Source organism: Curvibacter sp. GW821-FHT09D12, from assembly GCF_059416245.1.
In genome coordinates this window covers 1-24,050 of the sequence record NZ_JBWKOU010000041.1, presented here as the reverse complement: position 1 = coordinate 24,050, position 24,050 = coordinate 1, and the positions used below count along the sequence as shown (strand labels likewise).

The 24,050-nt window shown below is 65.6% G+C and carries 25 protein-coding genes; 14 read left to right on the top strand and 11 right to left on the bottom strand.

All coding sequences use genetic code 11. The features are described 5' to 3' along the window. Positions 1-245: 245 nt before the first annotated feature. Positions 246-1,745, bottom strand: coding sequence for a MocR-like pyridoxine biosynthesis transcription factor PdxR (pdxR, locus tag AC07PT_RS29755; protein ID WP_494659105.1), 1,500 nt, complete (start codon positions 1,743-1,745; stop codon positions 246-248). A 117-nt stretch (positions 1,746-1,862) separates the two neighbouring features. On the opposite strand from pdxR, the gene AC07PT_RS29750 reads away from it, so the two are divergent. Further along, positions 1,863-2,504, top strand: a complete 642-nt coding sequence (locus AC07PT_RS29750) for an FMN-binding negative transcriptional regulator (protein WP_494659104.1) — start codon at positions 1,863-1,865, stop codon at positions 2,502-2,504. An 83-nt stretch (positions 2,505-2,587) separates the two neighbouring features. On the opposite strand, the gene AC07PT_RS29745 is transcribed toward AC07PT_RS29750, so the two are convergent. Next, positions 2,588-3,301, bottom strand: coding sequence for a glutathione S-transferase family protein (locus AC07PT_RS29745; protein WP_494659103.1), 714 nt, complete (start codon positions 3,299-3,301; stop codon positions 2,588-2,590). A gap of 78 nt (positions 3,302-3,379) precedes the next feature. On the opposite strand from AC07PT_RS29745, the gene AC07PT_RS29740 reads away from it, so the two are divergent. Next, positions 3,380-4,264, top strand: a complete 885-nt coding sequence (locus AC07PT_RS29740) for a LysR family transcriptional regulator (protein WP_494659102.1) — start codon at positions 3,380-3,382, stop codon at positions 4,262-4,264. A gap of 83 nt (positions 4,265-4,347) precedes the next feature. Here AC07PT_RS29740 and AC07PT_RS29735 read toward each other — a convergent pair whose 3' ends face one another. The 5 genes from AC07PT_RS29735 to AC07PT_RS29715 are packed head-to-tail and all read right to left on the bottom strand — an operon-like array spanning position 4,348 to position 9,451. Beyond that, positions 4,348-5,265 carry an SMP-30/gluconolactonase/LRE family protein gene (locus tag AC07PT_RS29735; protein WP_494659101.1) on the bottom strand — a complete coding sequence of 306 codons (918 nt, stop codon included), beginning with the start codon at positions 5,263-5,265 and terminating at the stop codon, positions 4,348-4,350. A gap of 8 nt (positions 5,266-5,273) precedes the next feature. After that, positions 5,274-6,242 carry a Bug family tripartite tricarboxylate transporter substrate binding protein gene (locus AC07PT_RS29730; RefSeq protein ID WP_492349990.1) on the bottom strand — a complete coding sequence of 323 codons (969 nt, stop codon included), beginning with the start codon at positions 6,240-6,242 and terminating at the stop codon, positions 5,274-5,276. A gap of 35 nt (positions 6,243-6,277) precedes the next feature. Continuing rightward, positions 6,278-7,267, bottom strand: coding sequence for a Bug family tripartite tricarboxylate transporter substrate binding protein (locus AC07PT_RS29725; RefSeq protein ID WP_494659100.1), 990 nt, complete (start codon positions 7,265-7,267; stop codon positions 6,278-6,280). Further along, positions 7,260-8,486, bottom strand: a complete 1,227-nt coding sequence (locus AC07PT_RS29720) for a CaiB/BaiF CoA transferase family protein (protein WP_494659099.1) — start codon at positions 8,484-8,486, stop codon at positions 7,260-7,262. The genes AC07PT_RS29725 and AC07PT_RS29720 overlap by 8 nt, the downstream gene beginning before the upstream one ends. After that, positions 8,483-9,451 carry a hydroxymethylglutaryl-CoA lyase gene (locus tag AC07PT_RS29715; RefSeq protein WP_494659098.1) on the bottom strand — a complete coding sequence of 323 codons (969 nt, stop codon included), beginning with the start codon at positions 9,449-9,451 and terminating at the stop codon, positions 8,483-8,485. The genes AC07PT_RS29720 and AC07PT_RS29715 overlap by 4 nt, the downstream gene beginning before the upstream one ends. 116 nt (positions 9,452-9,567) lie before the next feature. Between AC07PT_RS29715 and AC07PT_RS29710 the strand changes: the two genes are divergently transcribed. After that, positions 9,568-10,314, top strand: coding sequence for an IclR family transcriptional regulator (locus AC07PT_RS29710; RefSeq protein WP_492349986.1), 747 nt, complete (start codon positions 9,568-9,570; stop codon positions 10,312-10,314). 58 nt (positions 10,315-10,372) lie between these two features. Here AC07PT_RS29710 and AC07PT_RS29705 read toward each other — a convergent pair whose 3' ends face one another. Continuing rightward, positions 10,373-10,507, bottom strand: coding sequence for a hypothetical protein (locus AC07PT_RS29705; protein WP_494659097.1), 135 nt, complete (start codon positions 10,505-10,507; stop codon positions 10,373-10,375). A gap of 309 nt (positions 10,508-10,816) precedes the next feature. Here AC07PT_RS29705 and AC07PT_RS29700 point away from each other — a divergent pair, with 309 nt between their 5' ends. Continuing rightward, on the top strand, positions 10,817-11,554 hold the full coding sequence (locus AC07PT_RS29700) for an SDR family NAD(P)-dependent oxidoreductase (RefSeq protein WP_494659096.1): 738 nt from the start codon (positions 10,817-10,819) through the stop codon (positions 11,552-11,554). On the opposite strand, the gene AC07PT_RS29695 is transcribed toward AC07PT_RS29700, so the two are convergent. Beyond that, positions 11,524-12,495, bottom strand: a complete 972-nt coding sequence (locus tag AC07PT_RS29695; protein ID WP_494659095.1) for a LysR family transcriptional regulator — start codon at positions 12,493-12,495, stop codon at positions 11,524-11,526. The genes AC07PT_RS29700 and AC07PT_RS29695 overlap by 31 nt on opposite strands. Before the next feature lie 114 nt (positions 12,496-12,609). Here AC07PT_RS29695 and AC07PT_RS29690 point away from each other — a divergent pair, with 114 nt between their 5' ends. Genes AC07PT_RS29690 through AC07PT_RS29680 form a run of 3 tightly spaced genes read left to right on the top strand, consistent with a single transcriptional unit; the run spans position 12,610 to position 14,553 of the window. Next, positions 12,610-13,218 (top strand): FMN-dependent NADH-azoreductase, encoded by a 609-nt coding sequence (locus AC07PT_RS29690; protein WP_494659094.1) that lies wholly within the window; start codon positions 12,610-12,612, stop codon positions 13,216-13,218. A 46-nt stretch (positions 13,219-13,264) separates the two neighbouring features. Beyond that, a complete protein-coding gene (locus AC07PT_RS29685) occupies positions 13,265-14,128 on the top strand; it encodes a pirin family protein (protein WP_494659093.1) in 864 nt (287 codons plus the stop codon). Next, positions 14,125-14,553 (top strand): 4Fe-4S dicluster domain-containing protein, encoded by a 429-nt coding sequence (locus tag AC07PT_RS29680; RefSeq protein ID WP_494659092.1) that lies wholly within the window; start codon positions 14,125-14,127, stop codon positions 14,551-14,553. Before AC07PT_RS29685 ends, AC07PT_RS29680 begins: the two co-directional genes overlap by 4 nt. Positions 14,554-14,573: 20 nt before the next feature. Here AC07PT_RS29680 and AC07PT_RS29675 read toward each other — a convergent pair whose 3' ends face one another. Beyond that, a complete protein-coding gene (locus tag AC07PT_RS29675) occupies positions 14,574-15,458 on the bottom strand; it encodes a LysR substrate-binding domain-containing protein (RefSeq protein ID WP_492349979.1) in 885 nt (294 codons plus the stop codon). Between the two features lie 158 nt (positions 15,459-15,616). Between AC07PT_RS29675 and AC07PT_RS29670 the strand changes: the two genes are divergently transcribed. Genes AC07PT_RS29670 through AC07PT_RS29650 form a run of 5 tightly spaced genes read left to right on the top strand, consistent with a single transcriptional unit; the run spans position 15,617 to position 21,170 of the window. Then, entirely contained in the window at positions 15,617-16,366 is a 750-nt protein-coding gene (locus tag AC07PT_RS29670; RefSeq protein WP_494659091.1) for an SDR family NAD(P)-dependent oxidoreductase, read from the top strand. A 35-nt stretch (positions 16,367-16,401) separates the two neighbouring features. After that, positions 16,402-17,424 carry a TRAP transporter substrate-binding protein gene (locus tag AC07PT_RS29665; RefSeq protein WP_492349977.1) on the top strand — a complete coding sequence of 341 codons (1,023 nt, stop codon included), beginning with the start codon at positions 16,402-16,404 and terminating at the stop codon, positions 17,422-17,424. Beyond that, positions 17,421-19,283, top strand: a complete 1,863-nt coding sequence (locus AC07PT_RS29660; protein WP_492349976.1) for a TRAP transporter large permease — start codon at positions 17,421-17,423, stop codon at positions 19,281-19,283. The genes AC07PT_RS29665 and AC07PT_RS29660 overlap by 4 nt, the downstream gene beginning before the upstream one ends. A 37-nt stretch (positions 19,284-19,320) precedes the next feature. Continuing rightward, positions 19,321-20,166 (top strand): transketolase, encoded by an 846-nt coding sequence (locus tag AC07PT_RS29655; protein ID WP_494659090.1) that lies wholly within the window; start codon positions 19,321-19,323, stop codon positions 20,164-20,166. Continuing rightward, entirely contained in the window at positions 20,163-21,170 is a 1,008-nt protein-coding gene (locus AC07PT_RS29650; protein ID WP_494659089.1) for a transketolase family protein, read from the top strand. The genes AC07PT_RS29655 and AC07PT_RS29650 overlap by 4 nt, the downstream gene beginning before the upstream one ends. A 17-nt stretch (positions 21,171-21,187) precedes the next feature. Here the strand turns inward: AC07PT_RS29650 and AC07PT_RS29645 are convergent, their stop codons facing one another. Then, on the bottom strand, positions 21,188-22,189 hold the full coding sequence (locus AC07PT_RS29645; RefSeq protein WP_492349973.1) for a helix-turn-helix domain-containing protein: 1,002 nt from the start codon (positions 22,187-22,189) through the stop codon (positions 21,188-21,190). Positions 22,190-22,435: 246 nt separating this feature from the next. Here AC07PT_RS29645 and AC07PT_RS29640 point away from each other — a divergent pair, with 246 nt between their 5' ends. Beyond that, positions 22,436-23,827: a DUF1329 domain-containing protein gene (locus AC07PT_RS29640; protein ID WP_494659088.1), complete on the top strand. Its 1,392-nt coding sequence runs from the start codon at positions 22,436-22,438 to the stop codon at positions 23,825-23,827. 83 nt (positions 23,828-23,910) lie between these two features. Next, positions 23,911-24,050: DUF1302 family protein (locus tag AC07PT_RS29635; protein WP_494659112.1), on the top strand; the 140-nt coding region annotated here is incomplete at its 3' end.

The following is a 24,050-nucleotide window of genomic DNA, read 5'->3' as shown; positions in this document are numbered from 1 at the left end:
CCCGCACTCGAACACAAAGACGGATTGCCTATGGATGCCATCATTTGTAGGTATGGCTTGGCTGCTCGGCGTCTTGGGGGCGCTGTCGATCTCGCTCCCGGGTCTTGAGTCGACGGGGTGTGACACCCAGCACCAAGCCGTCTGCCTGCGTGCGAGCCTCGCGCAGGCCCAGGTCCAGCCCTGGCCCCGCTGTTTCTTGTGTCAGGCAGGCGCTAGTGATCGCCGCCCCAAGCGCTCGCAGGCTGTCAGGGCATCGTGCCCGCCTGTACCTGGCGCAAGGCTGTGCCCAGGCGCTTCACGCCTTCCATGATCGCCGCCTCGTCGAGCAGGGCGTAGCCCATGATCAGGCCCGCGGAGCGCTGCTGGCCAGGCAATGTGCTGTGGGGGTGGTACAGCGGGCTGATGGGGTAGACGCGCACGCCCAGATCGCGGGCGGCTTGCACCAGGGCTGTTTCGGCGCTGGGTGGCAGCGAGCGGCACCACACCACCACATGCAGGCCGCTGGCGGCGCCCTGAATCTCGATGTGGTCACCCAGTTGCTGCGTCAGCGCCTGGGTCAGCGCGCGCTGGCGGGCCGCCTGGTGGCGACGGATGCGCCTCACGTGGCGCGCATAGCTGCCGTCTTCCAGCAGCCGGGCCAAGGCACGCTGTACCCCCGATGCGGTCTGGCGGTCGGCCAGGCGCTTGGCGGTGGCAAAGGGGGCCACCAGACTGGGGGGCAGCACCATGTAGCCCAGGCGCAGTTGGGGCGACAAGGTTTTGGAGAAGGTGCCCACGTGGATCACGCGGGCGTGGCGGTCCAGCGATTGCAGCGTTTCTTCGGGGCCCACCGTGTAGCGGTATTCGCTGTCGTAATCGTCCTCGATCACCCAGGCGCCGGTTTCGTTGGCCCAGGCCAGCAATTGCTTTCGGCGGGCCAGGGGCAGAAAAGACCCCAGCGGAAACTGGTGGGTGGGCGTGACATAGGCCATCTGCACCGCGCCCAGCGCTGCAAGATGCCCGGTCTTCAGGCCCTGCCCATCCACCTCCACACCCACCAGCCGGGCCCCACAGGCCATGAAGGCCTGCTGGGCGGCCTGGTAGCCGGGGTTCTCGACCACTACGCTGTCGCCTGGGTCCAGCAGCAGGCGGGCGCACAGGTCCAGCGCCTGCTGCGATCCGTTGACGATCATGATCTGGTCCAGCGTGCACACCAGGCCACGGGTCTGGCTCAGGTGGGTGTGCAGCGCCTGGCGCAGCGGAAGGTGGCCTCGCGGGTCGTCATACGCGAGCCGGCTGGCCCGCTGGCGCTCCGCCTGGCGCATGGCCTTGCCCCAGGCCAGGGTCGGGAAGTCGGCGCCCGACAGTGGCCCGTAGATGAAGTCGATCTCGCCGGGGGCGGTGGGGCGCGCATCGTTCGGTCCCAAAGCAGCCATGCGTTGCCCGATGGCTGAAAGCCGACCGGCGTGGTGCCCGGCGGGGGGCAGCCTGGGCCGCGCGACAGGCTGGTCTGCGGTAGGGGCAGTGGCGGCAGGGCCTGCGGCCACTCGGCTGCTGGCGCCGGTGCGCGTCTCGATGAACCCGTCGGCGGCCAGTTGCTCGTAGACCAGGGTGACCGTGGCCCGTGACAGCCCCCGTTCTGCCGCCAGTGCACGGGTGGAGGGCAAGGCCAGGCCAGGGGCATAGGTGCCATCTGCGATGCGGGCACGGATCTCGTCATACAGCGCGCGGCTGCGGCTGGGGCGGCCCTTGGGGATCAGGGGCATGGCGAAACTGGCCTGGTCATTTTGTAAAAAACTGGATATTTATTTCAGGCCAATGATGCCGCAAAGTGGCGGGGCTCGCCGGGCTTTTCCGGCGTCTGTTCCGACCAAGGTTGTCACATGTACCTGCCCAAGCAATTCGCCGAGCCTCGCATCGAGGAACTTCACCGCATCGTTCGCCACAACGCCCTGGGCATGTTGGCGACCCACACCGCCAACGGGCTGGAGGCCCATCACCTGCCCTTGTTGCTGGAGGCCGATCAGGGCCCGCAAGGCACGTTGATCGCCCACGTGGCACGGGCCAACTCGCTTTGGCAGGAGGTGGCCGATGGCGACCCGGTGCTGGTGGTGTTTCGCGGGGCGCAGGGCTACATCTCGCCCAACTGGTACCCCGGCAAGCACGAGACCCATCGTCGTGTGCCCACCTGGAACTACGAGGTGGTGCATGCCCACGGCACGCTGCATGTCCGCGACGACGAGCGCTTTGTCCGTGGCGTGGTGGCCAAGCTGACGCGCGAGCACGAGGCCGACCAGCCCAGCCCCTGGAAGATGGGGGACGCGCCGCCTGACTACCTGGCCGAACAGTTGCGCCACATCGTGGGGATCGAGGTCCGCATCACCCGCCTGGAGGGCAAGCGCAAGCTGAACCAGCACCATCAGGCCCCAGACCGCGAAGGCGCCATTCGCGGCCTGCAGGCGCAGGGCAACCACGCCCTGGCCCAGGCCATGGCCGAGGCGGTGGCACCGCCGGCCTCAAGCTGATCGCACAGGTCTTATTTTTCGTGCTTGGTGGCGGCTTTGCTGCTGGCGATCACTCCCCCGATTCCAAAGCCGGCGGTTGTCCCTCAACCCGCCCTATGGCTTGGCACCATCCTCTGCGAGAGCGATGATCCCCGGGCCAGCAAAAATTGGCGCAAGCGTTCGGGATAGTCGGCGCGCACGGCGCCTAGCACAGACGGCCTAGCAGCCAGCGCCTGGCGCCAGCGTTGAAGCTTCGGCAAGCCGGCCCAGAAGCCGAAGTCGGCTATCCCGTCAAGGACGTCGAAATACCGGAACACCGGCCCGAACACGGCATCGACCAGGCTGAAGTGGGGGCCTGCAAAAAAAGGTCCATCGCCCAAGGCCGACTCGATCTGCGCGAAACGGGTGTGGATCTCTGCGGCCCGCGCGTTCAAGGCCGTTTCTTCGGCCGCACTGTAGAAGGCGCCGATCAGGTTGAGCAAAGCAGATCCGAACTCGATCCACGAGCGGTGCCGGGCGCGCTGCAGCGCATCGGCCGGATGCAAGCGCGCAGGCGTGGTCTCGTCGAGGTACTCGCAGATCACAGCCGACTCGAAGATGGCCTTGTCCCCGACGAGCAACACCGGTGTCTTGCCCAGTGGCGAGATCTTCAGGAACCAGTCTGGCTTGGCGGCCAGGTCTATGTTGAGTCGTTCAAAGGCCAGGCCTTTTTCGGCCAGCACGATGGCGGCGCGCTGCACATAGGGGCACAGCGCGTGGCTGACCAGTGTCAAAGGGGTGCCGCTGGAAGGGGCGGTCGACGTGACCCATGAATCCATGACTGACTCCGGAGGCGTTGATGAGGTCTTCAGTGTGTTGTTGCAAATGAGAAATGGAAATAGACTCTGTCGCACACCATGATTGCAACAACGCAATACAAAATTTCACCCTCCGATCTGGAGGTCCTGCTGGCGCTGGCCCGCGCCGGGACGCTGGCTACCGCGGGCGAAAGGCTGGGGGTCGATGCTTCGACGGTGTTCCGTTCGTTGCAGCGCATCGAACGCGGGCTGGGGCGTCCACTGTTCGAGCGCAGTCGAACGGGCTACCTGGCCAACGAGTTCGCGACCGAGCTCATGGTCCATGCCGAGCAGATCGAATCGGCACTGGCGGCAGCTCGCTCATCCGTTGACTCGGCACCTTCAAGCATTGCAGGCTCGGTGCGCATCACGACCACCGACACCCTGCTGCACGGCGTGGTCGCCCCCGCCTTGCAAGGCCTGCGCCGGGCGCACCCGCAGCTGAACTTCGAGCTGCACACCGGCAACGAACTGGCCAGCCTGACGCGACGCGACGCCGACATCGCCGTGCGCGCAACCCGACACCCACCGCAGCACCTGGTCGGCAAAAAGGTCGGGACCATCCGCGTCGCTTTGTATGCCCCACGCCGAGGCTCAGTGCACAGCCTCGCTGAGGTCGAGGCTGGCCAGGCCGATTGGATCGCCCCGGACGACGCTTTGCCCGAGCATCCTTCGGTGCTCTGGCGCAAGCGCCATTTTCCCAAGGTGGCCCCACGCTATCGGGTCGACAGCATCCTGTCGGTGCTGGAGTTGATCGCGCTCGGCCTGGGGGTGGGCATCGTGCCGCTGTTCCTCGCGCAAGACCGCAAGGATGTCGTGCGCCTGACAGAGCCGCTGGACGAAGGCGAGACCGAACTCTGGCTGCTGACCCATCCCGAAGCCCGCCACCTGCGGCGGGTGGGCTTGGTCTACTCGCACCTGGCCCAGGCCATGAGCTTGCCTTGAAGGGCTTACTGGCCGGCAGCCGCCGCCAGGTCCACCACCCGCTGGTGGCACGATGGCGCCAGATCAGCGGGCTGCGCTGATTTTCAGTCCCTGGCCTGGGCTCTATCGCCCGCGTCTAGGCGGGCATGCAGAATGCTCCCGGTGGATGACTCGGTCATGACCACCTCCTGGGTGCCCGGTCTGACGGCCACATTGGTCACGGTGGCCCCTGCTGCGCTGCGCAGGAAATCGGTCACTTCACCGCGGCCGTTGAGCACGAACACCCCGCCCAGGCTGGCGTGGGCGACCAGCAGCCGATCGCGCTCCAGCAAGGCCAGGCCATCGGGGCCGCTGGTGCCGAAGAAGGTCTGGAATGCGCCCATTTTCGAGAGGCTTCCGTCGGGCAACAGCGGTGCCCTCCAGATCTGATTGCCCCTTGTGACGGCCACGAACAGAACACTCGCGTCATCATTGACGGCCAGACCGTTGGGGCTGGGGGCGTTGGCCAGCAACAGGTCCAACTGGCCGTTGGATCGCAGGCGGTACACCCGGCCCGTCGGGTCGTGCAGGCCGGTCTGGCCCTGGTCGGTGAAGTACAGGTGGCCGTCGCGATCAAACACCAGGTCATTCACGCCCTTGAAGGACTCGCTGTTGCGGTGACCCAGCACGGTGCTCAGCTGGCCTGTGCCCGGATCCAGGCGAAGAATGCCTCTCCTGTAGTCGGCGATCCACAGGCTGCCATCGGGGTGGATGGCCATCCCGTTGGGCCACCCGTCGTATTCGAGCACCAGATGCCAGCTCAGATCAGGTGCGGTCCGGAAGATGCGGCCATAGGGGATGTCGGTCACGTAGAGGTTGCCCTGCGCATCAAACACAGGGCCTTCCAGAAAGCTGTCCATGACATGGCCGGGCTTGTTGGCATCCACCCAGTCAGTGCGCCGGGCCTGCCTGAAGACATCGGGCAGGCGGGTCAGCACCTCAGTGGGGATGACGGTGGGCGGGGTGAAGCTCAGGTTCCACATGGCCGGGCTCACTCCGGTTTGACACCGGCGGACTGGGCGATGGCCGACCAGGCCGCGATTTCTTTCTTGACCAACGCGGCGAAATCGGCGCTGGGCAGGCCGCCAGGCTGGGCTCCCTGCTGAGCGAAGCGCTCTTGCAGGGCCGGGTCGGTCATCGCTTTCGCGACTTCTTGCTGCAGCTTTTGCACGACGCTGGCTGGCGTGCCCTTGGGCGCGGCCAGGCCAAACCAGTTGACCACGGTGAAGCCTGGCAGCCCGGCCTCTTTGAAGGTGGGCACGGCCGGCAGGCCAGCCAGGCGCTTGTCACCGGTGGTTGCCAGGGCGCGCACCTTGCCGCCTTTCACGACGGGAATCGCCGTGGGGCTGGCCGTGATCAGGACGTCGACCTGCTGGCCCATGAGGGCCAGCATGGCGTCGCCTGCACCTTTGTAGGGAATGTGGGTCATGAAGACCTGGGCTTCCCGTTTGAACACCTCGCCCGCCAGGTGGGTGGAGCTGCCCGCGCCACCCGATCCGAAATTGAGTTGAGCTGGATGCGATTTGGCATAGGCGATCAGATCGGCCACGGTCTTGAACGGAGACTGCGCAGGCACCACCAGCACGACCGGGGTGATGGCCAGTGTGGTCACCGGGATCAGATCCGAAGCATGTTCCCAAGGCAGCTTCTTGAAGATTGCGGGCAGCATCGCGTAGGTGGTGTCGTTGGTCAGCAGGGTGTTGCCGTCGGGGGCTGCCTTGGCCACGAAGTTGCTGCCGATGGTGCCGGAGGCGCCCGTTTTGTTTTCGACGAAAAACGACTGACCGGTCTGTTCGGTCAGCTTCTGGGCCACCTGACGGGCTGCGAAGTCGGTGGTGCCGCCGGCCGCATAGGGCACCACGATGCGCACCGGTTTGTCGGGCCAGGCGGGCTGTGCCCACAGGGGCATGCCAAGGCTGGCTGCCAGCGTGAAAGGCAGCAGCGTTTGCTGGATGTGCATGTCTTGTCTCTCGAATGATGTAGGTTGGGATTTGCTCAGTCGAACTTGATGGCGCTGGCCTTGATCAGCTCTTGCCATCGGGCCTGTTCGGTCTGCAGAAAGCGGGCAGTTGCTTCCAGTGAACCGCCCAACGGCAGGCTGCCCTCGGCGGCCAGGCGTTCACGCGTGGCGGGCTGTGCCAAGGCCCGCTCGGTGGCGGCGTTCAGCGCCTGCACCAGGTCCTTTGGGGTCTTGGCCGGGGCCACCAGCATCTTCCAGTCGGTGGCCTGGAAGCCCGCATAGCCTGACTCGGCCACCGTGGGTGTGCCGGGCAGGATGGACAGGCGGTTGAGCGAGGTCACCGCCAAGGCCCGCAGCCGCCCGGCCTTGATCATGCCGATGACGGCCTGAGGGGTGGCGAACATGCAGTCGGTCTGCCCGCCCAGCAGATCGGTGATGGCGGGAGCCGCCCCCTTGTAGGGGATGTCCAGCACATTGTTGAGTCCGGCCTGGCGGGCCAGCATCACACCGGCCAGGTGGCCCACGGTGCCGGTGCCGGCGAGCGCCTGCTTGAGTGGCGTCTTGGCGTTGCGGCCCGCCCTGATGAGATCGGCCAGGGTGCCCCACGGCGCTTCTTGGCGCACGACCAGGATGGTCGGCACTTCGGCCACTGCGGCGATGGCGATGAAGTCCTTCTTTTCATTGAACGGGGTGCGCTCCATGGCCACCGGATTGATGGCCAGATTGGACGTCTGCGCCAGTCCCAGGGTGTAGCCATCTGCAGGCGATTTGGCCACGATGTCGAGGCCTATGTTGCCCGCACCGCCGGGCTTGTTGTCCACGATGATCGGCCACTTCGTGTCCTGGGTGATGCGTTCGGCGATCAGCCGGGCCACGGCATCCGTGCCGCCGCCCGCCGCGTACGGAACGACCAGGCGCACAGGCTTGGTCGGCCAGGCGGGTTGGGCCTGCACGCGGCCCGTCAACACCGGCAGTGTGGCGGCCAGCGCCAGCTTGATGAGGTCTCGGCGTTGCAACTCAGACATGGGCCTCTCCCTGAACCAGGCCTTGGGCCTGCATGGTTTCAATCTCACGTGCGGTGTAGCCCAGCTCCTCGAGCAGGGCCACGCTGTGTTCGCCCAGCCGGGGCGGGTTCATGCGGATGCCCGGTCGGCTGTCGCCCAGCATCAGGGGCAGCAGCACGGTCTTGCAAGCGCGACCATCGGGCAGCGTGATGGGCGCTAGCGTGCCCGTTCTGTTCAGATGGGGATCGTCCAGCAGGTCTTGGGGCTTGGCGATCGGGGCAAAGGGCAGCCCGCGTTCTTCGAAGATCCGGGCGATGTCCTGGGCCGTGCGGTTCTCGAGGTGGGCGCGCAGCACGGGCAGCAGCCAGTCGCGGGCTAGCACGCGGTCGTTGTTGCTGCGCAGGCGCGGATCGGTCTTCAGTGGGCCCAGATCGAACGCCTCACAGAAAGCGGCCCAGGCACTGTCGCTGACCACCGCCAGGAAGATCTGCTCACCGTTCTTGACCGTGAACACGTCATAGATGGCCCAGGCCGAGATGCGGTTGGGCATGGGCGCGGGGGGCTTGCCCGTGACGGCAAACTGCATCATGTGCTGCGCCACCAGAAACACATTGTTCTCGAACAGCGCTGATTGGACGAGCTGGCCGCGGCCGGTCTTTTCGCGCTGGGCGAGCGCGGCCATGGCCCCCATGGCCCCGAACATCCCACCCATGATGTCGTTCACGCTGGTGCCCGCCCGCAAGGGATCGCCCTCACGCCCGGTCATGTAGGCCAGGCCTCCCATCATCTGCACCACCTCATCCAACGCGGTGCGCTTCTCATAGGGGCCGGGCAAAAAGCCTTTGTGGCTGACGTAGATGAGACGCGGATCCAGCCGGGACAAGGTTTCGTAACCCAGGCCGAGCCGGTCCATCGTGCCGGGGCGGAAGTTCTCGCTCACGACGTCGGCAGTCGCGATCAGCTTGAGCGCGACCTCCATGCCTTGCGGCGATTTGAGATCCAGCGCGATGCTTTTCTTGTTGCGGTTGAACATCGGGAAGAAGCCTGCGCCGGAGCCCAGCAGGTTGCGGCTGCTGTCACCGGCGATGGGTTCGACCTTGATCACCTCGGCGCCGAGGTCGGCCAGCACCATGCCGCAGGAGGGGCCCATGACCATGTGGGTGAACTCGACCACCCGCACGCCGGCGTAGGGCAGGGGCTGGGCTGCGGTCTGATCGGACGATGGGTCTGTGGCGCTCATGCCGGCTCCTTGGCTTGGGTGGGGCAGGCAACGGCCCAGCCTTTGGGCAGCCCCGCTTCGGGGGTCATGCCGTACAAGGGTTCGCCGGGCAGACCGGCACTCAAGGGCTGGCGGGCCTCGAACAGGCGTGGCAGATCGATGCCGGTGGCGATGCCCATGGCCTCGAACATGAACACCAGGTCTTCTGTCACCACATTGCCACTGGCCCCCGGTGCGTAAGGGCAGCCGCCCAGGCCGCCAAGCGAAGCGTCAAAGGTCCGCACCCCGGCGTCGTAGGCCGCCAGGCAGTTCGCCAGGCCCAGCCCCCGGGTGTTGTGCATGTGGGCCGCCCCGGCGCGCTCGCCCAGGGCGGCACGCAGGCGGGTGAACAGCCGCTTGACCTGGGCGGGGTTGGCCATGCCGGTGGTGTCCGACAAGCCCGATTCATCGGCACCGGCCTGCACGCACTGCTCGGCCAGCCAGATCACATCGTCTTCTGGCACCTGGCCCTGGAGCGTGCAGCCGAAGGCCGTCGAGATCCCGGCCTCCAGCTTGACGTGGGGCGCCAGCTCATCGCGCATCCGGGCGATCGCACGCACCTCTTCCACCATCTGCTCTCGCGTCTTGCGCACATTGGCCAGCGAGTGCGCCTCGCTGGCCGAGACCGGCATCGTCAGCTTGTGCACGCCGGCGCGCAGGGCCGCTTCTGCACCCCTCTGGTTGGGCACCAGGGCCATCACGCAGACACCGGCATGGGTCAGCGCATGCCGCACCACCTCGGCCGCGTCGGCCATCTGCGGCAGCAGGCGTGCCGGCACGAACGAGGCGACCTCGATCTCTTGCACGCCGGCGGTCACCAGGGCGTCGATCCAGGCCTTCTTGTGCTCGGTCGGCATGGTCGCCTTCACGGATTGCAGGCCGTCGCGGGGCCCGACTTCGCTGATCAGCACCGAGGTGGCCGATCGATGTGGATGGGAACTGGGCATTCTCTTGACGTCTCCTGAAAATTCTGTAAGATAGAACACAAATCTGTTTAATAGAATTTAGAGCAAGAACGCCCATGGCGTCAAGGCGCGCGTTCGTCCCCGGAAAAGGTCAGCCCATGCCCAGAAAAGCCCAAACTCAATCCCTGGCCGATGAGTCCAGCGCGCCCGGCGGGGCTGCTGCGGTTGACCGTGCCATCACGCTGCTGGCCGCGTTCCGTCACGGAGATGCCGCCTTGTCGCTGGCGGAACTGGCAGAGCGCACCCGGCTCTACAAGAGCACCGTGCTGAGGTTGCTCGCCTCGCTCGAGCACGGGCGCCTGATCGAGCGCCTGCCCGACGGGCGCTATGCGCTGGGCCTGGAGGTGGCGCGCTTGTACACCATCTATGCAGACACCTTCTCCCTGGATCGCTTGGTGATCCCGGTGCTCGAAGACCTGGTCCTCAAGACCGGCGAAAGCGCGGCCTATCACGTTCGGCAAGGGCACCCGCCCAACCAGACCCGCCTGTGCCTGTATCGGGTCGATTCACCGCATCCGATCCGGGACCACATCCGGGCCGGCGACGTGCTGCCCTTGAATTCGGGAACTGGTGGGCGCGTGCTTTCGGCGTTCGGCCTCGGTCATGAGCAGCAAGTGCTCAGTCAGGAAGAACGGGTGCTCTATGCGCGCATCCGCGAGCAGGGGTATTTCGCCTCGGTGGGCGATCGTCTGAAGGAGGTGGCCGGCATCTCCGCCCCCGTGACCAACGCCCAAGGCGCGGTGGTGGCCGCCGTCACCCTGACGATGCCTAATCACCGGTATGACGAGCGCTACGTCAAAGACGTCCTGGCTGCTGCCAGGCAACTGAGCCAGGGCATGGGTTGAGGGGGGGCCATACAGCCCTGGCTCGGGCTTGGGTCGCGGTGGGAACGTGCCTCGGGGATCAGGCCAGCCCGCGTGACCCATCAAGCGTGCGCCGCATGCTGGCGCGACTGGTGCAGGCCTCGGCCAGAAAGGGGTCGCTCCCGCCGTAGATGCCGTGCTCGTCCAGCGTGGCCGCTGAGAAGGCCTTCTTCATTCAGCCCTTGGGGCGCAACAGTTGCTCGGCCATGTCTTCGGCAAGCTGCTGTCGATGGACGATCATGCTTATCCATTTTTATTGAAATCAGATCATTTTCAGTGAACGCCGTTGGGGCCAGCCTCGCCGCCGGAGCCTTCCTGCCATCGCTTTATCCGATGGAATCCATCCAGAAATATCGGCTTTCCATGAGGGGGCGTGGGTGTTCGAATCGGGCCCCTGTCGCCATCCGACCCAGTGCGCTTTGTTCTGCCAACCACCGGGCGTCTGTGATGGCGATCTCCATCAACTTCAGGAATCGATCCCATCATGACGACGAAATGCATTGCCATTCTTGGCGCCGGCCCCGGACTGGGGCTGGCTCTGGCCCGACGGTACGGAAAAGACGGCTACGCCGTGGCCCTGGTCGGCCGGCGTGTCGAGGTCCTGCAGGCTCAAAGCCGGCAACTGGGCGCAGAAGGGGTGACAGCACAGGGCTTTCAGGCCGATCTGCGCGAGCCGGCCCAGGTGAGTGCGGTGTTGGCAGACATCCTGTCCCGTTTTGGCCGGATTGATGTGCTGTATTACGGACCCAATGCGCCTGAGGCCTTTGTCCCGGCCTCCTTGCTCAGCGTGGACGATGTCAAAGACAAGGTCGAGTTGTTTCTGTACGGCCTGGTGGCCGCTGTGGGTGCGGTGCTGCCGACCATGCGGGCACTGCCGCAGGGTGCCATCCTGGTGGGGCTGGGGGGCTCGGCGGCGGTGGGGCTGCCGTTCATGAGTGGCCCTGGGCCGGCGCTGGCGGGGGCTCGCAACTACCTGTACTCGCTGCATGGCGAGTTGGCCTCGCAGGGCATCTATGTGGGCATGCTGACGTTGTCTGCCGTGATCCAGCACAGCGGCTGGCACGAGGGCATCCAGTCGGGCCGCATTGCCATGCAGCTGCCGCCGGGGTTCCAGATTCCGGAGGTGTCGCCCGACGTGCTGGCCGCCATGTTGCAGCACGCCATGCTGGAGCGCTCCGGCCCCGAGCTGACCTACCCGCCGGCGCCCGCCGCGGTGGCCTGAGGGCCTGAGCCCTGCGCGTGTGCCAACTGCACACCCTGCTCGCTCTGCTCGGCCGCCGCTCGCTTGAGCTCGTCAAGCAGCCAACGCCCCGCCGGGCCCGGTGGCAGGTCGGTGCGGTGGATGGCGGTCAGGGACATGCTCACGTTGGCCCGGCTTTCCTCGAACTCCAGCGACACCAGCCGGCCTTGCTCGATGTCAGCCTGCACCACATGCAAGGGCATGCCACCCCAACCCAGGCCGGCCTTCAGAAAGGCGTGCTTGGCGCCCAGATCGGACAGGCGCCAGGTCTTGGGCGAGAGCACGCCCATGTCCATGCTCTGGGTCAGTTGAGAGCGGTCGCTCAGCACCAGCTGCACATGCTGGCGCAGTTCGCGGCTCGACAGCGCCCGGCCGGCCTGGGCCAGCGGATGTTCGGGTGCGGCCACCATCAGGTAGGGCACGCTCATCAGGTGCTCGCTGCTCAGTTCGGGGTGGTCGGTCAGCAAGGGGGCCCGCACGCCGAACGAGCAACTGCCCTCCAGCACCGGCTCCATCACGGCGCCCATGCCCTCCACCGAAATGCGCAGTGGCGTGCGCGGAAACTGCTTGTGGAAGCCGGCCACGGCGGTGGTCAGGACGCTGGTGGGCAGAAACACGTGGGCGACCACCTTCAGCTCGGGCTCAAGCCCGGCGCCCATGCCCTTGGCCCGGGCCTTGAAGCGGTCCATGTTGTCGGCCACCTGTCTCGCGTCGGTCAGCAACTCGCGGCCGATGGTGGTGAGTTGGGGGCGCCGTGTGGACCGGTCGAACAACTGCACGCCCAGCTGGTTCTCCAGGTTGGCCAAGGTCTGGCTCACGACGGACTGGGCCCGGCCCAGTTGCCGCCCCGCTGCAGAAAAGCTGCCGCAGTCGGCGGCTGCGATGAAGGTACGCAATTGATCCAGGGTGACGGCATCCAGCATCTATCTGTCCAATCGATGGTATTGATCTAAAAATATAGGCTTTTCAGATTTTACGGCGATCGCTAACTTCCAGGCCTGGGCTCAACGGTGAGCCTCCTACAACTGGAAAACGCCATGAAACTGTTGCACATCGACTCCGGCATCCTGCACGGGGATTCCGTCAGCCGCGATCTTTCGGCCCGGGTGGTGGCCACCTGGGTCGGGCGTCACCCCGGCCTTCAGGTCCGACACCTCGACCTGGCACTGACCCCCTTGGGTCACCTCACGCAGGCCCATCTGGCGGTCCAGCAGGGCGCGCCGGCGCCTGCCGAACAGGCGGCCGACATCGCCGCGGGCCAACAGGCCTTGGCTGATTTTCTGGCGGCCGACGTGGTGGTGGTGGGCGCGCCCATGTACAACTTCGGCGTGCCCACTCAGCTCAAGGCCTGGCTCGATCGCCTGGCCGTGGCAGGCAAGACCTTCAGTTACGGCGAGCAAGGCCCGAAGGGCTTGTGCGGTGGCAAGAAGGTGATCGTGGCTTCGTCGCGTGGCGGCATGTTCAGCGAGGGCACCCCGCTGGCCGCCATGGACCACCAGGAGGCCCATCTGCTCGCCTTCTTCGGCTTTTTGGGCATCCAGGAGGTGGCGGTGGTGCGTGCCGAAGGCCTGGCCATGGGCCCGGCCGTGCGTGAGCAGGCCCTGGCTTCGGCACATGCCCGCATCGCCGAGTTGGCCGCCGCCTGAGGCTGGCTTCCGATGGTCCACGCCCCGTCTCCAGACCGGTTCCACCATGCCATTCCAGATCACCGCACCAATCCATGGGCAGCTCCGCGCCCATGCCCATTTCTCGGCCAACAGCTTTGACCTGCACGGCCGGGGCGACGGCGAGTCGCCTTTCCTCCTACTGGACGACTTTCGCGTTTGGGGGCGACCGTTTCCGCCCCACCCGCACGCTGGTTTCTCGGCGGTCACCTGTGTGTTTGAAGATTCAGGCAGCGGCTTGCACGTGCGCGACTCGTTGGGCAACGACGTGCAGGTCGGGCCGGGTGGGGTGGTCTGGACGCAGGCGGGGCAGGGTGTCCTGCATCAGGAGATGGCTTCCAACCCAGGCCATGAACTGCATGGCGCCCAGATCTTCATCAACCTGAGCGGGCCGCACAAGTTGCTGCCGCCGCAGACCCTGTGGCTGGACGCGCCCGCGGTACCGCAGTGGTGCGGTGCCGGTGGCGACCGTGTGCGGGTGTTGGCCGGGCGTTTTGGTGTGATCTCCTCGACCCTCGCCCCGGCCGAAGACATCACCCTGCTGGATGTGCTCTTGCGCGACGGCCTTGATCTGCCTTGCAGCCCTGGCCGCTGCGCGCTGCTTTACGTGGTGTCGGGCCAGGTCCGGGTTTCTGGGCCAGGGGGCGACATGGGGGTTGTGCTCTCCGGGGGGCAGGCGGCGGAGTTCCGGGGCGAGGGCAGTGTCCGGCTCGATGCGCTCACCCCGGCCCATGTCCTTTGCATGGTGGGCGACAGCCTGCGTGAAACCCTGGTGATCAACGGTCCTTTCATCATGAACAGCCGCCAGCAGATCAGCGACGCCATGGCCCGATTCGAGTCCGGCGGCTTTGGTGCCCTGGCGCCCTTCCCAGAAGAACGAGTGAATCCATGACCTCCGTCTCTCAACCCACACCTTATATCGATCCGTCGCGAGTCACGACCGGCAGCCGCCGCCGTCAGCAGCGTCATGCCCGCCTGCTCGAGGCCCAGGCGGCCAAGCCCCCGAAGTGCAAGGCAGAGCCTGGTTTGTTCAGGCCCGTCGTCGATGCGCGCCGATGTGAAGGGCAGGGCGACTGCGCGGTCGTCTGCCCGGTCGCTGTCTTCAAGATCGACCGCATGCCCGACGAGGCCTTTGCGGCCATGCCCGTGCTGGTCCGGTTCAAGCTTTGGGCCCACGGCCGCCAGACGGCTTTCACGCCGCATGCCGAGGCCTGCCGGGCCTGTGGATCTTGTGTCAGTGCCTGCCCCGAGCAGGCGATCACCCTGGTGCGCGCCAGCGGCCACCAGAGCGGCAACCAGAGTGGCGTTGGGGCCTGAGCGGTCCTGCCGATGCGCCTTCAGCGCACCGAGGCCTCGTGGTGCAGCCAGGCGAGAAAAGCCTCCACCGCGGGGCGCTTGGCGTGGCGCTCGGGGTAGACCGCAAAGTGGGCCTTCACCGGAACGGCCTGATCGAGCCCGAACACCGCCTTGAGTTTGCCCTCGGCCAGATGGCCCGCGGCGATCACCGCGCTTTCGAGCGCCACACCCAGGCCCTGGGTGGCCGCGTCCAGTGACATCTGGGCGCGGTCGAAGCGCACTGGAAAGCGGTCAGGTGCCCGCAGGCCGCCGAAGCGGTTCAGCCAGTCTGACCACTGCACCACGCTCACATTGCTCTGGATCAGGGGCAGCTCCAGCAACTGCGCGATCTCGCGCAGCTTGTGCTGGCGGATGAACGCCGGGCTGGCCAGCGGCACGATGGGCTCCTCGAACAGCGGCTCGACCACCAGGTCGCCCCATTGCGGCACGCCGTAGCGAAGGTCGATGTCGGCCTGGCCCAGCGCGAAATCGCTGGGCGTGTGAGCGGCCGACAGGTTGAGCGAGATGTCAGGGTAGGCCTTGGCAAAGCGATGCAGCCGGGGCATCAGCCACAGGCTGGCAATGCTGGGGGCCGAGTGCACATAGAGGCTGTTGCGTATGCCCTGGCGCAGGTCGTCGGTGGCCGACGAGATGGCATTGAGGGCTGCCCTGATGTGCATCAGGTAGTGCTCGCCGGCCGGGCTTAGCCGCACGGTGTGGGCACTTCGCTCGAACAGCCGGATGCCCAGGTGCGCCTCCAGGCGCGAGATCTGGTGGCTGATCGCCGAGGCCGTGAGGTGCAGCTCCGAGGCGGCCAGCGCAAAGCTGCGGCGCCGGGCCACGGCTTCAAAGGCTTGCAGGTTGGCGATCGGGGGCAGTGCGGCCATCGGGAGAACCCTGACTTTGGATGAACGATTGTCATCTTACGCTGATATTAAATCGCTTGTCTTCAACTTGGACCACTTTGAGAATCGGCCTCGACGGGGTGGAGCCGGCCGAAGTGGCCGTCCCCCTGGCCTGCATCAACTCACTGGAGACACCGAACATGTTGCTCAAAGACCAAGTGGCCCTCATTACCGGCGGCGCCGGCCTCAACGGACTGGGCTTTGCCACCGCCCGCCTCATGGCGGCCCAGGGCGCCCGCGTCGTGATCTGCGATCTCGAACGTGCCGACCCTGCAGGTGCCGCCGCCCAATTGGGTGCGGGGCACCTGGGCCTGGTGGCCGATGTGACCGACAAGGCCTCGTGTGAAGCCGCTGTGCAAGCCGCCCTGCAGGCCTTCGGCCGCATCGACACCCTGGTCAACAACGCGGGCATCACCCAGCCGGTCAAGACCCTCGAAATCACCGGCAGCGATTACGACCGCATCCTCGATGTCAGCCTGCGCGGCACGCTGTACATGTCGCAGGCCGTGCTGCCGACCCTGCAGCAACAGGGCGGCGGCTCGATCATCTGCATCTCCTCGGTGTCGGCCCAGCGCGGCGGCGGCATCCTGGGCGGGCCGCACTACTCGGCCGCCAAGGCCGGGGTGTTGGGCCTGGCCAAGGCCATGGCCCGCGAGTTCGGGCCCCAGAACATCCGTGTCAATTGCATCACCCCCGGCCTGATCGGCACCGACATCATCAAGGGCAAGCTCACCGACGAGAAAAAGGCCGAGATTGCCGAGACCATCCCGCTGGCCCGCCTGGGCCGGGCCGACGACATCGCCGGGGCCTGCGTCTACCTGGCCAGCCCGCTGTCGAGCTACTGCACCGGCATCACCCTGGACGTCAATGGCGGCATGCTGATCCATTGACCGTCAGCTGTTTCAAGATCAACAAGGAGACAACCATGAACGATTCCAAGACGACGATCTCGCGTCGCAGCCTGCTGAGTGCATCGGCAGCGCTGCCCCTGTTCTCGATTGCCATGCGACCGGCCTCTGCCGCCGAGTTCAATTTCAAGTTCGCCACCGGCCAGGATCCCTCTCACCCGGTGAACAAGCGGGCGCAAGAGGCCATCGATCGCATCCGCAACGCTACCAATGGCCGTCTGGACATCAAGTTGTTTCCGGCCAACCAGCTTGGTTCGGACACCGACTTGCTGTCCCAGGTGCGCTCGGGCGGGGTGGAGTTCTTCAACCAGGCCAGCGTGGTGCTGTCGACCCTGGTGCCCGCCGCCGGCATCGTGAACACCGGCTTTGCGTTCCACGATTACACCGAGGTGTGGAAAGCGATGGACGGCCCGTTGGGCAAGTACGTGCGGGCTCAGATTGAAAAAGTGGGTCTGTTGACCCTGTCCAAGCCCTGGGACAACGGATTCCGCAACATCACGACCTCGACCAAGCCCGTGAAGACACCGGACGACCTCAAGGGTTTGAAGATGCGCGTGCCGGCGGCCCCGATGCTGTCCAGCCTTTTCACCGCCCTGGGGGCCAGCCCGACGCCGATCAACTTCAATGAGCTGTATTCGGCGCTGCAGACCAAATTGGTGGAGGGCCAGGAGAACCCCCTGGCCATCATCAGCACAGCACGCCTGTACGAGGTGCAGAAGTTCTGCAGCCTGAGCAACCATGTCTGGGACGCCTACTGGATTCTGGGCAACCGCAAGGCCATGGATCGCCTGCCCAAGGACATCCAGGAGATCGTCTACCGCGAACTGGACAAGGCCGCCACCGATGAGCGTGCCGACATTGCCGCCCTGAACTCTTCCTTGCGCACGGATCTGGCGTCCAAAGGCATCCAGATGACCGAGCCGGACAAGAAGGTGTTCAAGGACGCGCTGGCCAAAAATGGCTTCTACAAGGACCTGCGCGCCAAGTTCGGCGAGGACGCCTGGAAGCTGCTTTCCGACAGCGTGGGTGGTTTGGGATGAGCGCCATGCTGAGCGAACCCTTGAACGATCAGCCCGCCCCAAACGGGCTGGCGGTCCGTGCCGAGGCGTGGCTGGGTCATCTGGTTGAAGTGCCGGCCGCTGTGCTGGTGGTGGGCGAGGTGGCGGTTCTGCTGGCAGGCGTCGTGATGCGCTTTCTGCTGAACAGCCCACTCCCCTGGGCCGATGAGTTGGCTTCGATCCTGTTCCTGTGGCTGGCGAACCTCGGGGCGGCCGTGGCCCTGCGCCGCGGCATGCACATGCGGACCACCGCGCTGGTATCGCGCTGGAGTGCCAAGGCCCAGTCATGGGCGGAGGTGTTGGCGACGGTGGTGCCTATCCTCTGGCTCGGCATGCTGATATGGCCGATGACCGAATACGCGCTGGATGAGTGGGTCGTACAGACCCCGGCGCTTTCTTGGCCCAACACGCTGCGGGCGGCTGCGGTTCCGGTGGGCAGCACCATGATGCTGTTGCTCTGCCTGTTCAAGGTGGCGCGCCATGGCTGGTTTGAGATCGTCAAGGTCGCTTTCTCGATCGCGATCCTGGCAGGCGTCCTGTATGCCGGGGCTGACTGGCTGCAGGCCATCGGCAATTGGAACCTGCTGATCTTCTTTGCGGGCTTGCTGGGGGCCGGGGTCTTGCTGGGCGTGCCCATCGCATTCTGCTTCGGCATGGCGACGGTGTCCTTTCTGCTGACGACCACCTCCACCCCCCTGTCTGTGGTCAGTGGACGCATCGACGAAGGCATGAGTTCGCTCATCCTCCTGGCGGTGCCGCTCTTCATCCTGCTCGGCCACCTGGTGGAGATGACGGGCATGGCGAAGGCCATGGTCGACTTCCTGGCCTCTTTGTTGGGGCATGTCCGTGGTGGGCTGAACTACGTGCTGCTGGGGGCCATGCTGTTGGTGTCCGGCATCTCGGGGGCCAAGACGGCCGACATGGCCGCCGTTGCGCCAGTTCTGTTGCCCGAGATGAAAAAACGGGGCAACCCCGAAGGCGAACTGATCGCCCTGCTGGCGGCATCGGGCGCCATGGCCGAGACGATTCCGCCATCGTTGGTCTTGATCACCATTGGTTCGGTCGCCGGGATCTCGATCAGTGCCTTGTTCACCGGGGGCATCCTGCCGGGGGTGGTTCTGGCGCTGATCCTGGCCCTGTTGTCGCGATTCCGCAGTGCTGAAATCAGCCACGGGTTGCAAAGGGCGCCGCTGGCCGTGGTGGGCAAGACACTGCTGATCGCGGCACCGGCCCTGGCGCTGCCTGTGCTGATTCGCACAGCGGTGGTCGAAGGCGTGGCCACGGCCACCGAGGTGTCGACCATCGGGATCGCCTATGCGGTGGCGGCGGGCTTGCTCGTCTATCGCCGCTTCGACTGGCGGCGTCTGTATCCGATGCTGGTGGACACGGCGGCCTTGTCTGGCGCCATCCTTTTCATCATCGGAACCGCCACCGGCATGTCGTGGGCACTGACCCAATCGGGCTTCTCGCACAGCCTGGCCCACTTGATGACGAGCGTGCCCGGTGGCAAGTATGGCTTTCTGATGGTGTCCATCGCCGCGTTTGTCGTGCTCGGGAGTGTGCTGGAAGGCATTCCTGCCATGGTCTTGTTTGCCCCTTTGCTGTTCCCGGTGGCCAAGGCCATGGGCGTGCATGAAGTGCATTACGCCATGGTGATCATCCTGGCCATGGGCATCGGTCTGTTCGCACCGCCCTTTGGCCTCGGCTATTACGCGGCCTGCACCATCGGCCGGGTGCATCCGGATGCGGCCGTGCGGCGAATCTGGCCCTACCTGGGCGCCCTGTTGGCGGGCCTGATCCTGGTGGCGCTCGTGCCCTGGTTCTCCATTGGGCTGCTGTGAGTTGAGCCAACCCCCTATTTTGTTACCGAGGATTGTTATGACGGATACCGTATCCAAGTTGAAGGCGTGCGCCTACCGCATCCGCCGCTACGCGCTGCGCATGGGCGAGGTGCAGGGGCAGGGCTACATCGGCCAGGCCCTGGGCTGGGCCGATGTGCTGGCGGTGGCCTACGGCCATGCCATGAGCTACCAAGCCACCGACCCGGTGTGGGAGGGGCGAGACCGCTTCCTGCTGTCTCATGGGCACTATGCCATCGCGCACTACGCCGCCCTGATCGAAGCTGGGATCATTCCGGAGTCCGAGCTGGAGACCTACGGCAGTGATGACAGCCGCCTGCCCATGTCGGGCATGGCCACTTACACCCCCGGCATGGAGATTTCGGGCGGATCCCTGGGGCAGGGGCTGATCATTGGTGTGGGCATGGCGTTGGCGCTGCGCCAAAAGCAGAACAAGGCCTTTGTCTACAACTCGATGTCCGACGGCGAACTGGACGAAGGTTCGACCTGGGAGGCCGCCATGTCTGCTGCCCACAACGGTCTGGGCAACCTGATCTGCCTGATCGACATCAACAACCAGCAGGCCGACGGCCCGTCGAGCAAAGTGCTGGGCTTTGAGCCCCTGGCCGACAAATGGGCTGCCTTCGGATGGCATGTCCAGCGGGTGAACGGCAACGATCTGCCCGCGGTGCTGGCGGCCTTCGACACCGCCCGCACCCTTCAGGAGGCCAAACCCCGGGTGATCCTGTTTGACACCCTGATGGGCAAGGGCGTGCCCTTCCTGGAGACGCGCGACAAGAACCATTTCATCCGGGTCGATCCCCCCGAGTGGCAGCAGGCCCTCGCGGTGCTCGACCTGAGCCAGACCGCAGGAGCCCAAGCATGAACACCGCCACCGACAAGAAACCCCGTCTGACCACCTCGGCCATGATTGCCTCCATCGCGGCCGAGGGCCAGCGTGTCAAGGCTGCGCCCTTCGGCAAGGCCCTGGTCGAGCTGGCCGCCAACCGGCCCGAGATCGTGGGCATGACGGCCGACCTGGCCAAGTACACCGATCTGCACCTGTTTGCCCAGGCCTACCCCGACCGCTTCTACCAGATGGGCATGGCCGAGCAATTGCTCATGGGCTCGGCCGGGGGCATGGCCAAGGAGGGCCTGATCCCGTTTGCCACCACCTATGCGGTGTTCGGCACCCGCCGCGCCTACGACTTCATTCACCAGGTCATTGCCGAAGAGAACCTCAACGTCAAGATGTGCTGTGCCCTACCGGGCCTGACCACGGGCTACGGCCCCAGCCACCAGGCCACCGAAGACCTGGCCATGATGCGCGGTATACCCGGCCTGACCATCGTCGACCCTTGCGACGCCCTGGACATCGAACAGGCCGTGCCGCAGATCGCCGACCACCCGGGCCCGGTGTACATGCGCCTGTTGCGCGGCAATGTGCCGCTGGTGCTCGACGAGATTGAGGGCTATCGCTTCGAGCTGGGCAAGGCCAAGCGCCTGGTCGATGGCGACGACGTGCTGATCATCTCCAGCGGCTTCATGACCATGCGGGCACTGGAGGTGGTCAAGGCCTTGAAGGCCGATGGCGTCAGCGCCGCCGTGCTGCATTGCCCCACCATCAAACCCCTGGACGAGGCCACGATCCTGGCCGAAGTGGGCCGCAAGCAGCGCCTGGTGGTGGTGGCCGAGAACCATTCGGTCATCGGCGGGCTGGGAGAGGCCGTGGCCTCGTGCCTGTTGCAGAACGGGGCCCAGCCTGCACGCTTCCGGCTGGCCGGCCTGCCCGATGCCTACCTGGATGCGGGCGCGCTGCCCACCCTGCACGAGCGCTATGGCATCAGCACCGAGGCCCTGACCCGGCGCATCCAGGTTTGGATGCGCTGAGCCAGCCAGCCGGCCCTTCAGACCTGCGCGTTGCGCAGCGTCTGCGAGGGCAACTCGCCAAACTGGGCCGAGTAGTCGCGCGAGAACTCGCTCAGGTGCCAGAAGCCCCAGCGGGCTGCGATGTCCTGCACCTTGATGCGAGCCTCGTGGGCGCGGTTTTTCAGGTCGCGGCGCACGCCGTTCAGGCGCACCAGGCGCAGGTAGCGTTTGGGGCTGATGCCCAGGACGTCGTTGAAGCAGTAGTCCAGCTTGCGCGGGCTGGTGCCGATGCGGCTGCACACGTCCAGCGTGGACAGTGGCTGGTCTGAATGGGCCAGCATGCATTCGCAGGCGCGGTCCACCACTTTTTTGCGCGCCTCCACACGGCGCAGCTCGCTAGTGTCCACCTGCGAGGGGATGGCCTCAATCCATTCGATCAGGATGGCGTCGCGCAACTGGAGCAGGGCCACCGGGTCGTTGAGCAGCTCGGGCGAGCTGCTCAGCAGGTCCAGGATGCGGCGGTGCATCTTGTTGAGGTGGCGGGCCGAGGCGGTGCTGGCCTGCACCACGATCTGTTCTTCGATCCAGGCCGAAAGGGGCTTCTGGTACATGCTTTGCCACAGGGCGGCCAGCAGTTCTTGCTCCACCACCACACCGATCAGTTCGCAATGGGCGGGGGTCAGCAGGTCCAGCTCTTCGCCCCGGCCGATCATGATCGATTCGGTGCTCAGGCGCTGGCCGTTGAAGATGGCCTCGCTGTCCTGCTCCAGTGCCATGGCCAGGCCGTAGTGCCCGCGGCCGATCTGGCCGCGCTGGCGCACCTTGCAGTTGGCCCCTTCGCGGATGATGCGCAGCCCGGGCAACTGCACCAGTTCAATCTGCCCGTCAAAGCGGCCGGCCGAGAGCTGGTCGTAGTTCAGGCTCCATTGCGGTTGGGCACTGGCATGCACGTCGACGTCGCTGGAGCGCACGCAGGCGTGCCAAGAAGGCGGCGGCATGGCACTGGATTGGGGCATCTGTTGGCCGGTCAAGGGGCTCATGGCTCGGTGCGGGGCGTCTGTGCGCCCGTGTGGGGTGGGGACCGAGTGTCCTAAGCATCAGCCGTGCCGGCCATCGGTAGAAACCAGAGCGCACCAGCCTGGTGACGCCGCACCAAATGTTTGCTTGGTAATTACCCTAGATGAGACTTGCGCAAAACCGATAACGGTGATCTTGCACGCCGCCACACACTCCAGCCCATCCACCACCTGTGGTGCTTATCAGACCGCTAATCAGGAGTCGTCAATATGGGGAATGCAACAAACACCGGGCGCCATTTGCTGCTGGCCTTGGCGGCCCTGGCCGCCGTGGGCAGCAGCCTGGCGCAATCACGCGATGCTGCCCGCCTGGGCAAAGACCTGACGCCCGCTGGCGGCGAGCAGGCCGCCAACAAGGACGGCAGCATTCCGGCCTACACCGGTGCCGAGCCGCCCGAGGCCGGCTGGGCCTGGGGCAAGCTGCGCGGCGAGTTCTGGAAGCACAAGGGCGAGAAAGCGCTGTACTCCATCGACGCCTCCAACGTCGACAAGTACGCCGACAAGCTCTCGCCGGGCCAGGTCGAGCTGATCAAGCAGACCAAGGGCTACCGCATGGATGTGTACCCCAGCCATCGCAGTTGCGGCGTGCCTGACTTTGTGGCCGACAACACCCGCAAGAACGTCGAGGCCGGCAAGCTCAAGGACAACGGCTGGACGCTGCAGGAGGCCATGCTGCCGGGCTACCCCTTCCCCATGCCACGCAATGGCGCCGAGGCCATGTGGAACGCCAAGATGCGTTACCGCGGCCTGGCACTGGACTACAAGAAGGTGATCACCGCCGCCTCGCCGCGCAAGGGCGGTGACGAGTGGATCAAGGCCGGCTCTGAGCAGGTGGTGTTTGTGCCCTGGGGCGCCAAGGGGTCTGCCCCCTTCAGCAAGATGCCACAGGTCGAGTACTACACCTACTTTGGCTACAACAGCCCCGCCGCCCTGGCCGGCCAGGCCCTGGCCATCACCAACTACAGCGAAGCCGCCACCGAAACCTTCTACTACTTTCCGGGCCAGCGCCGCGTGCGCCGCATGCCCACCTATGCCTACGATGCCCCGCAGATCGGCTTCGAGAACCAGTACACCCTCGACGAGCCCTATGTGTTCAACGGCCTGATGGACCGCTTTGAATGGAAGCTGGTGGGCAAGAAAGAGATGCTGGTGCCCTACAACGTGTTCGGGGCCTATGACTTCAAGGCCAAGTTCGAAGACGTGGCCCAGCGTGATTTCATCGAGCCCGGCCACCGCCGCTACGAGATGCACCGCGTGTGGGTGGTCGAGGCCACGGTCAAGCCAGGTACCCGGCATCTGGCCCCCAAGCGCACCTTCTACCTCGACGAAGACAGCTGGGCTCCGTTGGTGGCCGACGACTACGACGCCCAGGGCAAGCTCTGGAAAGTGCGCGAAGGCTTTGTGATTCCGGTGTACGAGACCGGCTCGTGCGATGTGTCGGCCTTTGTGCAGCACAACGTGCTGGAGGGGCGCTATGTGTTTGACGAACACGCCGTGGGCACCGGCACCGACGTGCATTGGCTGACCGAGGCCGGCAACAACGCCAAGCTCAAGGCCGGCTTCTACACCTCAGACAACCTGCGCGCCATCAGCGAACGCTGAGCCCGCCCCTGATGTCCTGGGCCGGGTGCATGGCACCGGCCCAGGGCCTTCACCCGCCCCCCTTCTGAAGACAAGGTGACACCATGTCCGGACATCGCTTTTCCCTCATTTTTTCTGCCGTTCTGCTGGCCCATGGCGCGGCCCAGGCCTTCACCTTCGAGACCGAAGACGGCCTGCGCGGCAGCTTCGACTCGACCGTGTCGGTGGGCACGGGCATCCGTGC

Coding starts and splice junctions, on each gene's coding strand:
- AC07PT_RS29730 (WP_492349990.1), bottom strand. CDS start 6,242: ATGCACATCCAGCAAACGCTGCTGCCTTTCACGCTGGCAGCCAGCCTT.
- AC07PT_RS29725 (WP_494659100.1), bottom strand. CDS start 7,267: ATGTCTGAGTTGCAACGCCGAGACCTCATCAAGCTGGCGCTGGCCGCC.
- AC07PT_RS29745 (WP_494659103.1), bottom strand. CDS start 3,301: ATGGATTCATGGGTCACGTCGACCGCCCCTTCCAGCGGCACCCCTTTG.
- AC07PT_RS29715 (WP_494659098.1), bottom strand. CDS start 9,451: ATGCCCAGTTCCCATCCACATCGATCGGCCACCTCGGTGCTGATCAGC.
- AC07PT_RS29740 (WP_494659102.1), top strand. CDS start 3,380: ATGATTGCAACAACGCAATACAAAATTTCACCCTCCGATCTGGAGGTC.
- AC07PT_RS29675 (WP_492349979.1), bottom strand. CDS start 15,458: ATGGCCGCACTGCCCCCGATCGCCAACCTGCAAGCCTTTGAAGCCGTG.
- AC07PT_RS29645 (WP_492349973.1), bottom strand. CDS start 22,189: ATGAGCCCCTTGACCGGCCAACAGATGCCCCAATCCAGTGCCATGCCG.
- AC07PT_RS29640 (WP_494659088.1), top strand. CDS start 22,436: ATGGGGAATGCAACAAACACCGGGCGCCATTTGCTGCTGGCCTTGGCG.
- AC07PT_RS29695 (WP_494659095.1), bottom strand. CDS start 12,495: ATGCTGGATGCCGTCACCCTGGATCAATTGCGTACCTTCATCGCAGCC.
- AC07PT_RS29700 (WP_494659096.1), top strand. CDS start 10,817: ATGACGACGAAATGCATTGCCATTCTTGGCGCCGGCCCCGGACTGGGG.
- AC07PT_RS29750 (WP_494659104.1), top strand. CDS start 1,863: ATGTACCTGCCCAAGCAATTCGCCGAGCCTCGCATCGAGGAACTTCAC.
- AC07PT_RS29690 (WP_494659094.1), top strand. CDS start 12,610: ATGAAACTGTTGCACATCGACTCCGGCATCCTGCACGGGGATTCCGTC.
- AC07PT_RS29705 (WP_494659097.1), bottom strand. CDS start 10,507: ATGAAGAAGGCCTTCTCAGCGGCCACGCTGGACGAGCACGGCATCTAC.
- AC07PT_RS29720 (WP_494659099.1), bottom strand. CDS start 8,486: ATGAGCGCCACAGACCCATCGTCCGATCAGACCGCAGCCCAGCCCCTG.
- AC07PT_RS29650 (WP_494659089.1), top strand. CDS start 20,163: ATGAACACCGCCACCGACAAGAAACCCCGTCTGACCACCTCGGCCATG.
- AC07PT_RS29680 (WP_494659092.1), top strand. CDS start 14,125: ATGACCTCCGTCTCTCAACCCACACCTTATATCGATCCGTCGCGAGTC.
- AC07PT_RS29670 (WP_494659091.1), top strand. CDS start 15,617: ATGTTGCTCAAAGACCAAGTGGCCCTCATTACCGGCGGCGCCGGCCTC.
- AC07PT_RS29710 (WP_492349986.1), top strand. CDS start 9,568: ATGCCCAGAAAAGCCCAAACTCAATCCCTGGCCGATGAGTCCAGCGCG.
- AC07PT_RS29665 (WP_492349977.1), top strand. CDS start 16,402: ATGAACGATTCCAAGACGACGATCTCGCGTCGCAGCCTGCTGAGTGCA.
- pdxR (WP_494659105.1), bottom strand. CDS start 1,745: ATGCCCCTGATCCCCAAGGGCCGCCCCAGCCGCAGCCGCGCGCTGTAT.
- AC07PT_RS29685 (WP_494659093.1), top strand. CDS start 13,265: ATGCCATTCCAGATCACCGCACCAATCCATGGGCAGCTCCGCGCCCAT.
- AC07PT_RS29655 (WP_494659090.1), top strand. CDS start 19,321: ATGACGGATACCGTATCCAAGTTGAAGGCGTGCGCCTACCGCATCCGC.
- AC07PT_RS29660 (WP_492349976.1), top strand. CDS start 17,421: ATGAGCGCCATGCTGAGCGAACCCTTGAACGATCAGCCCGCCCCAAAC.
- AC07PT_RS29735 (WP_494659101.1), bottom strand. CDS start 5,265: ATGTGGAACCTGAGCTTCACCCCGCCCACCGTCATCCCCACTGAGGTG.